This is a genomic window from Pseudomonas sp. P4_B4 (assembly GCF_056402255.1).
The window spans coordinates 1-13,727 of sequence record NZ_JBFUHS010000035.1 but is presented as its reverse complement, the minus strand read 5'-3'; the positions used below and the strand labels follow the sequence as shown (position 1 = coordinate 13,727).

At 62.7% G+C, this 13,727-nt stretch carries 11 protein-coding genes; 3 read left to right on the top strand and 8 right to left on the bottom strand.

What is annotated here, in order from left to right; genetic code table 11:
- The first annotated feature begins 5 nt into the window (after window positions 1-5).
- Window positions 6-1,364 (top strand): chromate efflux transporter, encoded by a 1,359-nt coding sequence (gene chrA / locus AC1DVE_RS26100; RefSeq protein WP_223456733.1) that lies wholly within the window; start codon window positions 6-8, stop codon window positions 1,362-1,364.
- A 410-nt stretch (window positions 1,365-1,774) separates the two neighbouring features.
- A complete protein-coding gene (locus AC1DVE_RS26095; protein ID WP_223456731.1) occupies window positions 1,775-3,058 on the top strand; it encodes an NAD(P)/FAD-dependent oxidoreductase in 1,284 nt (427 codons plus the stop codon).
- Window positions 3,059-3,164: 106 nt separating this feature from the next.
- Here the strand turns inward: AC1DVE_RS26095 and AC1DVE_RS26090 are convergent, their stop codons facing one another.
- Window positions 3,165-3,947 (bottom strand): DeoR/GlpR family DNA-binding transcription regulator, encoded by a 783-nt coding sequence (locus AC1DVE_RS26090; RefSeq protein WP_223456729.1) that lies wholly within the window; start codon window positions 3,945-3,947, stop codon window positions 3,165-3,167.
- Window positions 3,948-4,375: 428 nt separating this feature from the next.
- On the opposite strand from AC1DVE_RS26090, the gene speF reads away from it, so the two are divergent.
- Window positions 4,376-6,559 (top strand): ornithine decarboxylase SpeF, encoded by a 2,184-nt coding sequence (speF, locus tag AC1DVE_RS26085; protein WP_223456728.1) that lies wholly within the window; start codon window positions 4,376-4,378, stop codon window positions 6,557-6,559.
- A 64-nt stretch (window positions 6,560-6,623) separates the two neighbouring features.
- Here speF and AC1DVE_RS26080 read toward each other — a convergent pair whose 3' ends face one another.
- The 7 genes from AC1DVE_RS26080 to AC1DVE_RS26050 all read right to left on the bottom strand — a co-directional run.
- Complete coding sequence (locus AC1DVE_RS26080) at window positions 6,624-7,763, bottom strand: OmpA family protein (RefSeq protein ID WP_223456726.1); 1,140 nt, start codon at window positions 7,761-7,763, stop codon at window positions 6,624-6,626.
- A gap of 37 nt (window positions 7,764-7,800) precedes the next feature.
- Entirely contained in the window at window positions 7,801-8,241 is a 441-nt protein-coding gene (tssE, locus tag AC1DVE_RS26075; RefSeq protein WP_223456724.1) for a type VI secretion system baseplate subunit TssE, read from the bottom strand.
- A 2-nt stretch (window positions 8,242-8,243) separates the two neighbouring features.
- The gene (gene tssJ, locus AC1DVE_RS26070) at window positions 8,244-8,780 is read right to left on the bottom strand and encodes a type VI secretion system lipoprotein TssJ (protein WP_223456722.1); all 537 of its coding nucleotides are present in this window, start codon (window positions 8,778-8,780) and stop codon (window positions 8,244-8,246) included.
- Window positions 8,761-9,858 (bottom strand): type VI secretion system baseplate subunit TssG, encoded by a 1,098-nt coding sequence (gene tssG / locus AC1DVE_RS26065; protein WP_223533279.1) that lies wholly within the window; start codon window positions 9,856-9,858, stop codon window positions 8,761-8,763. Before tssG ends, tssJ begins: the two co-directional genes overlap by 20 nt.
- Window positions 9,822-11,585, bottom strand: a complete 1,764-nt coding sequence (gene tssF, locus AC1DVE_RS26060; RefSeq protein ID WP_223456718.1) for a type VI secretion system baseplate subunit TssF — start codon at window positions 11,583-11,585, stop codon at window positions 9,822-9,824. The genes tssG and tssF overlap by 37 nt, the downstream gene beginning before the upstream one ends.
- A 27-nt stretch (window positions 11,586-11,612) precedes the next feature.
- Entirely contained in the window at window positions 11,613-13,199 is a 1,587-nt protein-coding gene (gene tssA, locus AC1DVE_RS26055; protein WP_223536759.1) for a type VI secretion system protein TssA, read from the bottom strand.
- Window positions 13,196-13,727 (bottom strand): type VI secretion IcmF C-terminal domain-containing protein (locus tag AC1DVE_RS26050; RefSeq protein WP_477784320.1); only part of this gene is annotated, 532 nt, incomplete at its 5' end. The genes tssA and AC1DVE_RS26050, both read right to left, overlap by 4 nt.

Here is a 13,727-nt window from a genome sequence, read left to right as displayed (position 1 = left end):
TCCGCTTGAGCCCCACGCCCTCTCCGATCACGCAACAGGATGGGCCGCAGCCCCGGTCCATCAGCCTGCGCGAAGCCTTCCTGTTCTGGCTCAAGCTCGGTTTCATCAGCTTTGGCGGGCCGGCGGGGCAGATTTCGATCATGCACCAGGAGCTGGTCGAGCGCCGGCGCTGGATCTCCGAGCGGCGCTTTCTGCATGCCCTCAACTATTGCATGTTGCTGCCCGGGCCTGAGGCTCAGCAGTTGGCGACCTACATCGGCTGGCTGATGCACCGGACCTGGGGCGGTGTGATCGCTGGCGTGCTGTTTGTGTTGCCGTCGCTGTTCATCCTGATTGCGCTGTCCTGGGTGTACATCGCCTTTGGCGAAGTGCCCGTGGTCGCCGGATTGTTCTACGGGATCAAGCCTGCGGTCACGGCAATCGTGGTGCAGGCGGCTCACCGGATCGGCTCGCGCGCGCTGAAAAATGGCTGGTTATGGGGCATCGCCGCCGCGTCCTTCTTGGCCATCTTCGTGCTCAATATGCCGTTCCCATTGATCGTGCTCGGCGCGGCGGTCATCGGCTTTTTCGGCGGGCGTCTGGCACCGGAAAAATTCAGGACCGGTGGCCACAGCGCGGCGAAACAGTCCTTCGGTCCGGCCGTGATCGACGATGACACCCCAACCCCTGAACACGCCCGTTTCAGTGGCTTGAAACTGGCGCGCCTGGCCGTGATCGGTGCGATCTTGTGGACGCTGCCCATGGCCATGCTCACCGCACTGTTCGGCTGGGAAGGCACGCTGACCCAGATGGCCTGGTTCTTCACCAAGGCCGCGCTGCTGACCTTTGGCGGCGCCTACGCGGTGCTGCCGTATGTCTACCAGGGCGCGGTCGGCCACTACGCATGGCTGACGCCGACGCAGATGATCGACGGCCTGGCGCTCGGTGAAACCACGCCAGGTCCGTTGATCATGGTCGTCGCCTTCGTCGGTTTTATCGGTGCCTACGTGCTTCAGGTCTTCGGGCCGGATCAAGCGTTTGTCGCCGGTGCCGTGGCCGCCACGCTGGTGACCTGGTTCACCTTCCTGCCTTCATTCCTGTTCATCCTTGCCGGCGGGCCGTTGGTGGAATCGACGCACAACGAACTCAAGTTCACCGCGCCGCTGACGGCCATTACGGCCGCCGTGGTGGGCGTGATTCTCAATCTGGCCTGTTTCTTTGGCTACCACGTGCTGTGGCCCAAAGGCTTCGAAGGAGCACTGGACTGGCCTTCGCTGCTGATCGCGATGGTGGCGGGCATTGCATTGCTTCGATTTAAGCGTGGAGTGATCGAAGTGCTGATCGGTTGCGGGTTGATCGGCCTCGGTGTGCACCTGATGTCCTGAATCAAACATTTACACGCGCCCCAATCCTCCCTAGTATCCAGCCATCCCCGGATGGCTTGTCCTGCTCGCCACCGACGATTTCCGCCGCCGGAAACCTGCGCCATGCGTACTTTGCCGTCAGAACAGCAGTTGCTGAACCTCTCGAACCTGGCCACCTCGCTGCTGGCCGTGGACGGCATGGCATGAAGCGCATCGTCAACCTGCCCATGGCCCTGCGCCGCTCCAAACTGCGTCACTCCGCACGTCCGCCGGATAGCGCCCTGCTCGCCTGATCGGCGAGCCCCCTCCTTCGCTATCCCTGCGTTTGCTCAGCGTATGCAATCCCTGTAGGAGCGAGCCTGCTCGCTCCTACAGGTTGCGCACTTCGACTGGCTGGCATTGGGTTCTCCCAAATTTGCTTGGACACCGACATGACTCAACGTTGCAATTCCTACTACACCGCCACCCTCAACCAGGACACCGATTACCCGACGCTGCAAGGCCGGCACCGGGTTGACGTGGTGATCATCGGCGGCGGTTTCACCGGCGTGGCCACCGCCGTCGAGCTGGCGGAAAAAGGCCTGAAGGTCGCCATCGTCGAAAGCCACAAGATCGGCTGGGGCGCCACCGGACGCAACGGAGGCCAGGTCACCGGCAGCCTGTCGGGCGACGAGGCCATGCGCAAACAGATGCGCCGTACCATCGGTGATGACGTCGACGATTTCATCTGGAACCTGCGCTGGCGCGGGCACCAGATCATCCAGCAGCGCGTGGAAAAGTACGGCATCGCCTGCGACCTCAAGCACGGCCACCTGCACGCGGCGTACAAACCCGCGCACATGGTCGGCTTGCGCAAGGATTACGAAGAGGCGGTGCACCGTGGCATGGGCGACGAGGTCAGCCTGCTCGACCGCAGCCAGGTGCGCGACCTGCTGCAAAGCAACCTCTACCACGGCGCGATCAAGAACACCCGCAACATGCACCTGCATCCGTTGAACCTGTGCATCGGCGAGGCTCGCGCAGCCGAAAGCCTCGGTGCGTTGATCTTCGAGAATAGCGAAGTGCTGGAGATCATCCATGGAGACACGCCGGGTGTACGCACGGCCCAAGGACAGATCGACGCCAACCAGGTGCTGCTGGCCGGCGACGTCTACCACAAACTGGAACCGGGCAAGCTCAAGGGCAAGATTTTCCCGGCCATGGGCGGCATCGTCACCACCGAGCCACTGGGCGATCTGGCCAGACAGATCAACCCTGAAGACCTGGCGGTCTACGACTGCCGTTTCGTACTCGACTACTACCGCCTCACCGCCGACGGTCGCCTGTTGTTCGGTGGCGGCGCCAACTACAGCGGCAAGGATTCACGGGACATCGCCGCCGAGTTGCGCCCGTGCATCGAGCAGACCTTCCCGGCGCTCAAAGGCGTGGCCATCGACTATCAGTGGAGTTGCGCGATGGGCATCGTGATCAACCGCATCCCGCAACTGGGCAAGCTGTCGGACAACGTCTGGTATTGCCAGGGCTACTCCGGCCACGGCATCGCCACCACCCACATCATGGGCGAAATCATGGGCCGGGCGATCACAGGAAAACTGGAACAGTTCGACACCTTCGCCGCCTGCAAGCACATCCGCGTGCCCATGGGCGACCTGCTCGGCAACCCGATGCTCGCCGCCGGCATGTGGTACTACCAGATGCTTGAGCGATTGCGCTGAGGTTGTTGGTCAGCACATTCAGCATGGATGCTGCCTGGGCTGGCCTCTTCGCGAGCAGGCTCGCGAAGAGGCCGGTATATTCAATACATCTGCCAGCAAAAAATCCTCAAGCCTGCACCACCTCAATCCCCAACGCCCGGTAGTCCTCGACATTGCCTGACGCCACATGCCGTTCGGTGATCAGCGTATGCACGCGGTTGCAAGGCGCGACGACAAAGGGTTCCACCGCCCCAAGTTTGTCCGCCGTGGTGACGGCGATCACGTGGGAAGCACAGTCGAACATCGCCTGTTTCACCGGCACCTCATCAAAATGCAGTGAGCTCAAGCCCACCTGCGGGTGAATCGCGCAGACCCCGGTAAACAGCAGGTCGGCCTTGATGCCTGCGAGCAGCCGCAGGGTTTCGTGGCCGCTGGCCGACATCGTCGCCGGGTTGAGTTGGCCGCCCGCCAGAATCACCTTGATGCCTTTGTATTCGGACAAGGTAATGGCGGTCATCGGCGACGCGGTGATCGCGGTAATGGCGATCTCCAGCGGCAGCGAACGTGCGATCTGCAAGGTGGTGGTGCCGGAATCGAACACCACGATCTGACCGTCCTGCACCCGTTGCGCGGCCAATTGCGCCAGATGGGTTTTCACCTCATCGGTTTCGCTGATCCGGGTGAAATAGTCCTTGCCGGTGTCTTTGGGCCGCGGCAACGCCCCGCCGTGCACCCGCTGCACCAGCCCGACACTGGCCAGCTCCGCCAGATCCCGGCGGATGGTGTCTTCGGACACCGCGAAATGCAGGCTCAACTCCGAGGCCATGACCTTGCCGTCACGTTCGAGGATCAACAGGATTTTTTGCCGGCGTACCGATGGAAGTTCGGCAGCGGAATGGTTGTCGTGCATGTTTTTGCCCGTTTATGCATGTAGTTGCGCGTTACACGAGAGTATCCGCAACCCGGAGCAAAAACAACGAACCGGCCAAGTATCATTTTTTTCGATCTTTCAAATCATTACGCCGAATTTTTTATTTTCCCGTGACCTGTTCAAGATGGCGCCGTCACTCATGTTTCGGATGGAAACCTCATGAATATCAATTTTGCTTTTGCCTGCATGATCGTGGTCTCGTTCACCATTGCGCTGGTGCACACCTGACCGACATGTCGCGGGGCGTCAAGATGTGCAAGGTCGAGGTAAAAAGCCTGACAGATCAGGAATATGCTCTATAACCAGTGGTGACACGATTTCCGATCAGCGGGAACTGGAAGGCTCCCCCGGAAGTTGATCTCTAAAAAAGTTGCGGACAATTGAGTGCCCGCCAGGAGACGCCACCGATGAAAGCCCTGAAAATCGCCGCCAGTGAAGGCGCATCCACATGTTTCCTGAACGCCCGGGAGGTGGTCCCGCTCGGTCACACCGACTTCACCGACGTCGCCGTGGCCGTGGTGTCGGTCAATGATGTGCTGGCCGGATCCCTCGACGTCATTCAGCGCACCGGTTTTGATATCCCGATCTTCCTGGTGGCGTCCCCCGGCACCAGCACCCACCCCCGGGAAGTCTACAAACACCTCAATGACGTGCTGCTGCAAGTGAACGGCATCTTCGACCTGTCGCCCAGCAACGTCGAATACCATGGCAACCAACTGGAGACAGCAGCCAAGGCCTATGAAGAAAGCCTGCTGCCGCCGTTCTTCGATTCGCTCAAGCATTACACCGAAGCCGCCAACGCCACCTTTGCCTGCCCCGGTCACCAGGGCGGCCAGTTCTTTCGCAAACATCCGGCCGGTCGGCAGTTTTTCGACTTCTTCGGCGAGACGCTGTTTCGCGCCGACATGTGCAACGCCGACGTCAAGCTCGGCGACCTGCTGATCCACGAAGGCCCGGCGCTGCTGGCGCAGAAACACGCCGCGCAAGTGTTCAATGCCGACAAGACCTACTTCGTGCTCAACGGCACCTCGGCCTCGAACAAGGTGGTGACCAACGCCCTGTTGACCCCCGGTGACCTGGTGCTGTTCGACCGCAACAACCACAAGTCCAACCACCAGGGCGCGCTGTTGCAGGCTGGCGCCACGCCGGTCTACCTGGAAACCGCGCGCAACCCCTACGGCTTCATCGGCGGCATCGACGCCCACTGCTTCGAAGAGGACTACCTGCGCGAACTGATCGCCGAAGTCGCCCCGGACAAGGCGCAGCTGCCGCGGCCGTTTCGCCTGGCGATCATTCAGCTGGGCACCTATGACGGCACCATCTACAACGCCCGCCAAGTGGTCGACCGCATCGGCAAGCTGTGTGACTACATCCTGTTCGACTCGGCGTGGGTCGGCTACGAGCAGTTCATCCCGATGATGAAGGACTGCTCGCCGCTGTTGCTGGATCTCGACGAGAACGACCCGGGCATCTTCGTCACCCAGTCGGTGCACAAGCAGCAGGCCGGTTTTTCCCAGGCCTCCCAGGTGCACAAAAAGGACCGCCACATCAAAGGCCAGGCGCGCTATTGCAACCATCACCGGCTCAACAACGCGTTCATGGCCCAGGCGTCCACCAGCCCCTTCTACCCGCTGTTCGCCTCGCTGGATGTGAATGCGCGCATTCACTCAGGCCGCAGCGGCCTGCGCCTGTGGGAAGACTGCGTGAAGTTCGGCATCGAAGCGCGCAAGTTGATCCTCGAAGCCTGCACCATGGTCCGCCCGTTCGTGCCCTACAGCATTGAAGGGCGCGCGTGGGAAGACTATCCGACGGAAGAAATCGCCAATGACATCCGTTTCTTCGAGTTCCATCCCAAGGATCGTTGGCACGCCTTTGCCGGATACGCCGAGAAGCAGTACTTCATCGACCCGTGCAAGTTGCTGTTCACCACGCCGGGCATCGACCCGGTGGACGGCAGCTACACCGACTTCGGCATTCACGCCGGCATCCTGGCCAACTTCCTGCGCGAGAACGGCATCGTCCCGGAAAAGTGCGACCTCAACTCGATCCTGTTCCTGCTCACGCCGGCCGAAGACTGGGCGAAGATGACCCACCTGGCCGCGCAAATCGCCCGCTTCGAACGTTTCATCAGCGATGACGCGCCGATGAGCCGGGTGCTGCCGGCGATCTACGCGCAGCATCAGGAACGCTATCGCAACTACACCATTCGCCAGCTCTGCCAGGAAATGCACGACCTGTACCGCCACCACAACGTGCAACAGTTGCAGAAGGACATGTTCCGCAAGGCACACTTCCCGAAAAAGGCCATGAACCCGCAGCAAGCGCAAATCGAGTACATCCGCGGCAACGTCGAACTGGTGGCACTGGCGGATGCCGACGGGCGTATTGCCGCCGAGGGCGCGCTGCCTTATCCACCGGGCGTCCTGTGCGTGGTGCCGGGTGAGATCTGGGGCGGCGCGGTGTTGAAATACTTCCTGGCCCTGGAAGAAGGCATCAACCGCTTGCCCGGCTTCACACCGGAGTTGCAGGGGGTTTATCTGAAGGAGCATGAGGGGCGTATTCGCGCTTATGGATATGTGATCAAGGCTTGACCCCTGTGCAGGCGTAGCCGCGGGCACGGACCGCGGCTACGCCTGTATTTCCCTCCCCCCTCGCCTACACGGGGCGCTCCCCTGACGCCGTTTGCCCGCATGCACCCGCTTGTGGCAACAGGCTGATTTCAACCCGTCGGTTCGCCGCACGCCCGGTTTCGCTGTCATCACTGCTGACAGGCTGGCTGGCGGCAAACCCCTGCACCGCAAAGCAACTGTCAGGAATATCACCCATGCGTTGCATCCAGTCACGCACGGCCGAGGCCCGGGCGTGGGAAAGCTGCTGATTGTGCTGCGCACTGCCTCGACCATCCGTATGCCCGCCAATGACGATCAGCCAGCCGGGCTGGGCCTTGATGTCGACCAGGGCGCTGATCAGGATCTTGGTCGAGCCCGGCTTGAGCTCGGCGCTGCCGGCCTCGAACAACGACAGGCTGTCCAGGCGCACCGGCGCGACAATAGTCGGTGGCGGCTGCAATAGATGCGCCAGGCGTTGCTCGGCGACGCCGGTCGAGCCCAGCCACCAGGCTCCGCTGACCAGGCCCGTCACAACGGCTGCAGCGCAAAGCCACCGGGCCAGGGGACGCTTCGCCGGCGGCATTTCAGGCATGGGCAAGGGGTTGGGCGGCAATATCACCACGGGCATCATCACAGCCGGCGCCGGCTCCCTTGCAGGCGGCGATAGCGTGCCGACCACAACGCTGCTGCGCTGCATGCGCCGGATCAGGCTCTCGATCTGCTGGCGCAAGGCATGCAGGGCCACCACCGGCGCTTGTGCCTGCAGCTCCAGGCGCTGCTGCAAACGCGCCAGCCCGCTGTCCAGTTGAAGCAACTCGGGGAAGTGTTGTGTTCCCGGCGCCAGATTGCGCAACAACGCCTGCCACTGCACGCACAGCCAGACGAGGATATCCAGGCGCACCGACGCCATGGGTGGCCAACAGGCCGCCCACTGGCCGCACAGGGTTTCGATCAGCGTCACCCCCTGGGTCATGCCTTCCACGCCATGCCGCTGGCTGCGCGCCAGGGCAAACGCGGCGGCCGTCTGCAGGTCTGCGCCGTTGTGTTCGAACAGTGCCAGGCACCACTGCTCCACTCTCGCCCAATCTACATCGGGACAGGCCGGATGACTCAACTTCGCCAGCTCTTCGCGCAGTGCAATAAACTCACCGTAACCGCGCGGATCACCGCCCAGTCGAATACGCATTTCAAATAGCACCGTCAGCCTCCGTTGCTTTATAAGTTCAGGATTTCGACAGCCATTGCTGTCGTTTCAGATGGCGCACCAGGACTTTGCCCTCCGCTGCCAGTGTGGTACCGAAGGTCACCTGCCGGCCGCTTTTGAGCAGCACGTCGAGGCTGTAGTCCAGATGGCCTGGCAAAGCTTGCTCGAGCAACTCGATGTGCACGGTCGCCAGACGCGGTTCGTACTTGTTCAGGGTGTCCTGCATGGCCCTCATCAACACGTGCGCCGAGCCCGGCAGGCCCTGGAGGATCTGGCCCATGTCGGGAAGACCGTAATCGGGCAGGTGCGCGAGTGTTCCGGCCCGGCTGTTGAGGATGCGTTGCAGGTTGTCCAGTACCGACAGCGTGTGCTGGTCCTCTTCATTGACTTGATACAGGTCCAGGTCACCGTCGAAGTTCTGCAGCAGTGTTTCGTAAAGCGATGGATTGAGGTCAGGCATGGTCAGTCCCGGGCCAATGCGCGCAGGGTCAATTGGTTGTCCCCCAGCTCGATGACCCGCACCCGGTCGGGGTCGAGGTCGTCGCGGTTCAAGGTCAGGCGCCAGGTATTCCTCTGCACATCGGGGTTACGAAACAGCGCGACCACCGTGACGAAACGCGCGTCCTTGTCCAGCGGCACATCCAGTTTCGCGCCCTCGCCAGGCTTGATCACCAACGCCCGGGTATCGAGCAATTCGCCGGCCAGCGCCTGCTCGTCGCCACCGAGCAGGCTGTCGTAGGAAGCCCTCAGCAGCGCCTTGCTGTCGCTCAGTTGATAGACCCGCACCAGCGTCGGGACCGACATCGCATTCATGTCCGCAACATCAGTGTTGATGGCCGTGCGGGCACTGAAATCCAGGCGCAAGTCTTTCACCTGTTTGTAGAAAATCGAGCGGGTGGCAGATGCCGTGCCTTCCGAGACAGTCTGAGTGACACCACAGCCGGCGAGCACTACCGCCAGCGTCGTCAGGATCAATGAATTACCAACGGTACGCGACATGCCGTGCTTCCCTGTTCCGAGTGTTTTTCGACAGGCCCTGGTAGCGGCCCAGATTGATGGTGATGGTGTCGTGTTCCGCGCCCTGCCAGGTGTCACTGCCCGAACCCAGCATGCCGGTCATGCCCAGGCGGATCGGCGCCCGCCCCAGCACCGGTTGCGGCAAGCTGCGCACCGGCAGCGACAACTGCAGCCTGGCGGTGCAGCGCCAGCCCAGGTAGACCCGCAGCAACACCAGCAGATCGTTATACAACTGGCCATCGGGCAACCAGCCCCGTGCTTCGTCCCGGTCCCTGGTGAACAGCGCCAAGTGCAGCTGGCTGTTGGCGTCGAATCCGTTGCTCCCCAGCGGCGTGCCCTGGGACAGGCTGACCGGACGACTCGCGGACAGACTCGCCGGATGGGCCAGGGGGATTCTCTGTGGCCAGTGCGGCGTGATCCTGGCCCGGGTCTCTGGAGCCAGCAGCGACACCAGAGCGGTGATGCCCTCGGCGTTGCGGGTGGGCATGCGCATCACACTAAGCAGCGCGAGAAACCGCGAAACCGGCGTGGCAATGCGCTTGGCCGTGCCGGGAATGCCAAGACCGACCAGACCCAGCAGACACTGCGACGTCGCATCACTGCCGCCGGCTTCGAAGGTGGCCGGGTAGGAATACTTGCGCCAGATCCGATAGAACTGGGTGAAGATCCGGTGGTTGAAAATATCCAGAAACACCTCAAGCGCCTCATGCCCGTCGCGGCGCTGGGCAATGTCGTCGACAAAAGCCGTCGGCAATGGCGAATCCACGCCGTACAAGCCCAACAGCCGCGTACGCACCGTCGCCGGACGCAGCGGCTGCCGGTCATCGATCTCGATGCACTTCAGCTCACCGGCGGGAAAGCCCATGCCAGGGTCCGGGCGAAACCGTACCGGGTCGTCTGCCGGATGGCTGGTGCTGCCCAGCGGCGGATGGCCTGGCAGGGCTTGCTCCAGCAGCTGGCAGAACCGATACAGACTGGCCTCGGCCACCCGCCCCTCCAGCACCTCGAGCAATCCGCAGGCTTTCAGCCGGGAATACGCTGACTGTGGTTCTCGTTCCATCGCAGGCACTTTCCAGTAGGTTGAAGGATCAGCGTGAGCTGGTTGAACAGGTGAATGTCGGCGTACAGCGCGAAGAAGCGATGGAGCATTTCGCCGAACAGGCTGATGTCGCCCTCGCCGCAAAAACCATGGGCGTCGAGGGTCACTTCGATGTCCACGCCGCGCAGCAGAAAGCCCTTTTCGAACCGCTGCACCAGGTGGTGCCTGACTTCGACGATGGCCGCCAGGCGACGGCGGTTCAGTTCGCTGCCGGTCCAGTCGTACAGCGCCAGGGTGCCGCGCAGCACTTCGGCGTTATCGAGCATCGGCAGGAAGTTGGAGCCCAGGTGGCTGAGTACGCGCCAGTGGAAACGATCGCGGTTCGGCGGATAGCACGGCAAGGTCGGGGCGCTCAGATTGCGCACGCGCAAGCCGCTCAAGGCGGTGTTGACCAGCCCATCAAGCAGGGTGCTTTGCAGCGCCTTGCGTGGCAGCAGGCCGTGGGTCCCGGTCAGTTGCAGGGACAGGCTCTGGCTGCCCTGCAAGCGATCCTGATCGAAGCCGTCGCCCCCGAGAATCAGCCAGGTATCGTGCAGGCCAATGGCGCCTCGCTTGAGGCGGGTATGGAAGTAACGCTCGGGCGCCTCGTCGCGCAACATTCCGCCCTTGTGACGAAAACTGCTGAACGGCACATAGTCCAGACGCTCGGTGTTCTTCGATGCGGTGACCCGGTCCACCGAGTAAATTTCCGTGTGACCGTCCTGCAGGCGCATGGGACGCAACAGGTAGTCGGTTTGCAATGGATCCAGCGGCATCGGATCGGCTTCCAGGGTGAACAGATTGATCACCGGTACCGCATGCAGGCGAAGGTGTTCGGCGCTCAGGTTGAATGCCTGCGGCCACGACTCGCGCAGGACCACCTCCAGTTCGAACCAGGGCATATCCGCAGTGATGTTCACCTGCTCCAGGCCATGGAGGGTGACGAACATGAACTTCTCGCGGAAGGTGAAATATTCCAGCAGCAACTGATAGCCGCTGAACGCGCTGTCGCCCTTTGGCCACAAACGGTCCTCGTCGGCAAAGCCCTTGGGCGCGAAATGACCTGCCAGTGCAACTCGTTGCGCCTCGCCCGGCAGGCGCACATACAACGCCTGGGCATGCAGGGTCAGGGCCTGATGCAGCGCGCTGGCCAGAGGGGCATCGGCGTTCAGGTACATCGGCACGCGGCTGAGGTCGATCTGGCTCCAGTCGATCGCCGTTGCGCAGGCAAACCGCAGGCGCAGCAGCGAGCGGCCGTCGGGCTCATGGGCCAGGCGCAAGGATTGCAATTCGATGGGTTGCAGCCGCAGGTCCTGGGTGGTGGTGTAACGGCATACGGTACGCTGCGGCCCGATGGGTTGCGAGAGCACCTCCTGCCCGGCGGCGATCAGCTCGCTGCGCCTGAGCTGTGCCAGTTCCACCTGGAACTCGACGATCGACAGCGAGGGAATGGTGCGCAGGTAATGGGGCCACAACAGGCTGACCAGGCCTTCGGTCAACTCCGGCAAGTCGTCGTCGAGCTTTTCGCGCAGGCGCCCCATCAAGAAAGCGAAGCCCTCGAACAGACGCTCCACATAGGGATCGCGGGCGCCGGGTTTGTCCAGGTTCAACTGCGCCGCGCGGTCGGGAAACGCTTGCGCAAACTCCTGCCCGGCTTCGCGCAGGTAGCGCATCTCGGCGTCGTAATAACGCAGTGTCAGATTGTCCATGCTGTAAATAATCCTGATAAATGGGGTTCAACCGCACAGTACGGCGGCGCGTACCGGATCGATGGCAACCAGCGCCGCCAGCAACGTCTCCATGCGCCTGGCCAGGGCCGGCTTGTCGGCATCGTTGCGCTGCGCTTTCAGGCGGGTCAGCTTGAGCAGGCGGGCCTTGACCTCGAAATTCAATTCCGGCTCCCAGTCCGCCAAGGCCTGGCGCTCGGCCGTGGCATCCAGTTCACCGAGCAGGTGCAGGGCCAGGTCGTTCTTGCCACATTGCTCGGCCACCCGCGCCATCAGCAGGCGCAGCAGCCAGCGCTGGCGGCCGGTGTGAATGTCCGGGCGCGCGGCCAGCCAGGCCAGCGCATGCTCGACGCCGTCGCTGTCGGCCTGGGCCAGTGCTTCGCTCTCCAGCGAGAGAATCTCGACGTCGGCCAACACCGTTGGCGCAGCCGCTGCGGGCAGGAGCTGGCGCGACTGATCGGCGCTGACGTGCTGAGCGATCCATTCACGGGTGGTCTCGTCGGCGAACGGTGTACCGTCGTTCCACCCCAGCGCCTCCAAGCCCGGCAGCCGCTCGAGGAACATACCCAGGTCGCACTTGACGATATCGGCCCAGCCGTCGTGAGGCGCCGGTAGTTTGCTCAGGGCCTGGACCAGGTACCACTGCAGGTCCAGCCAGAAATGGTTGACCCCCTCGGCGAACGTGCGCTCGACCTGATCGAGCAATTCGCTCCAGTTCTGCTGCTGATACAGGCGCTTTAGTTGCGCCCGGGATTCGCCCCGGGGCGGCGCCAGGCGCGTCGTGCCGCTGGCGTCCTGTAGCGGCGGCTCGTGCAAGGTATCCCAGCGCAAACTCTTCATCAGGCGGTGCGCCGCCAGCCAGCCCAGGGGCTGGTCACGCAGGTAGTCGGCCAGCTTCCGGCCGCTGTCCAGCAGGTCGCGCCCGGACTTGATGGCCAGGCTGTCCGGCGCGCTGGCCTGGCCGACGGACTCGTGACTGGCGCTGTGCTGGGGCACTACGGCATCGACCCCGCCGGACTGCGCCAGGCGCGCCGACAACGCCCCATGCAACGCATCCAGCTGCGGCCGCTGATCCTCGGGCCAGGCTTGCAACCCATGTTCAAGCCAGGCCAGCGCCGCCGCCGTGCGTTCCGCCTCGGCCTTGACCACTTCAGGGTAAAGCGACAGACAATCCAGCACCTTGGCACTGGTCAACCATTCCAGGGCCATCTTGCGACTGTTGGCCCGTTCCGGAAACACCTCGCCGGCATAGCGCTCGATCAGTGCCGCCAACAAACCAAGGCCATCGGCCAACCCCGTCTCACCGTCCTTCTGCAGGCGTGCCCACAGGTAGTAAGTGGCGACGCGCAGGTCCTTGCAGCGCTGGCCGAGCAACTTCTCCGCCAGCTGAATCACCTCGTCGACGTTCGCGCCGGAGAGCTTGTTGACCTCTTCGCGCATGCGCTGGAAGTCATCGTCATAACCCGGGTCTTCACCGACCGGCGACTGCGCGCTGATGGGCTGCAACCAGGATTGCCAACAGTCGGCCTGGGTACGGGCAAGGGCCAGCGGGTCACGTTCGCCGAGGCAACGGGTGATCAGTTTGAGCAGGCTCATGGGTAACTTCCATTCTGCGCATAGGGCTGTACTTGAGTGCCTTCGCCGAGAAAGATCTGCGCAGGCAATTCAAAGCCGCGCAACTTGAGCAAGGCCAGCGGCCCTGCACCCAGTTCAGTGCGCAGGTGCCAGGTCAGGTCGAGGCCGTCTGGGGCCTGAAGCTGCACGCGGTACTGGCTGTCGGTGTCGTTCAGCGCGGTGACTTTTGCTTGTTCGAGCAGGCGGATCAGGCCCCAGGTGCCTTCGTAATCGCCGTAGAGACGTTCATTGGCCAGCACACTGATCCACAACAAACGCGTGCCCGGGTGCTGGCTGAAGCCCGGCCAGCTGAAGCGCTGCCAGCGTTCCTTCTGGTTGAAGTACTCATGCTTTTCGCCGTTGAGGATGAAAGTGGTCTGCACCACGTCGCGCACCGGCTTGCCGCGCAGCTCGAAACTCAGGCCCATGCCGCCGTCGGTGTAGAGCACGTCGGCGAGGTGGCTGAGCTGGTTGATCGCCGTCAGGAACTTCGGGTTGAAGTGCAGACCC

What these genes read in the sequence shown, in the direction of transcription:
- AC1DVE_RS26095 (WP_223456731.1), top strand. Translation starts at nt 1,775, where the DNA reads ATGACTCAACGTTGCAATTCCTACTACACCGCCACCCTCAACCAGGAC.
- AC1DVE_RS26090 (WP_223456729.1), bottom strand. Translation starts at nt 3,947, where the DNA reads ATGCACGACAACCATTCCGCTGCCGAACTTCCATCGGTACGCCGGCAA.
- speF (WP_223456728.1), top strand. Translation starts at nt 4,376, where the DNA reads ATGAAAGCCCTGAAAATCGCCGCCAGTGAAGGCGCATCCACATGTTTC.
- AC1DVE_RS26080 (WP_223456726.1), bottom strand. Translation starts at nt 7,763, where the DNA reads ATGCGTATTCGACTGGGCGGTGATCCGCGCGGTTACGGTGAGTTTATT.
- tssE (WP_223456724.1), bottom strand. Translation starts at nt 8,241, where the DNA reads ATGCCTGACCTCAATCCATCGCTTTACGAAACACTGCTGCAGAACTTC.
- tssJ (WP_223456722.1), bottom strand. Translation starts at nt 8,780, where the DNA reads ATGTCGCGTACCGTTGGTAATTCATTGATCCTGACGACGCTGGCGGTA.
- tssG (WP_223533279.1), bottom strand. Translation starts at nt 9,858, where the DNA reads ATGGAACGAGAACCACAGTCAGCGTATTCCCGGCTGAAAGCCTGCGGA.
- tssF (WP_223456718.1), bottom strand. Translation starts at nt 11,585, where the DNA reads ATGGACAATCTGACACTGCGTTATTACGACGCCGAGATGCGCTACCTG.
- tssA (WP_223536759.1), bottom strand. Translation starts at nt 13,199, where the DNA reads ATGAGCCTGCTCAAACTGATCACCCGTTGCCTCGGCGAACGTGACCCG.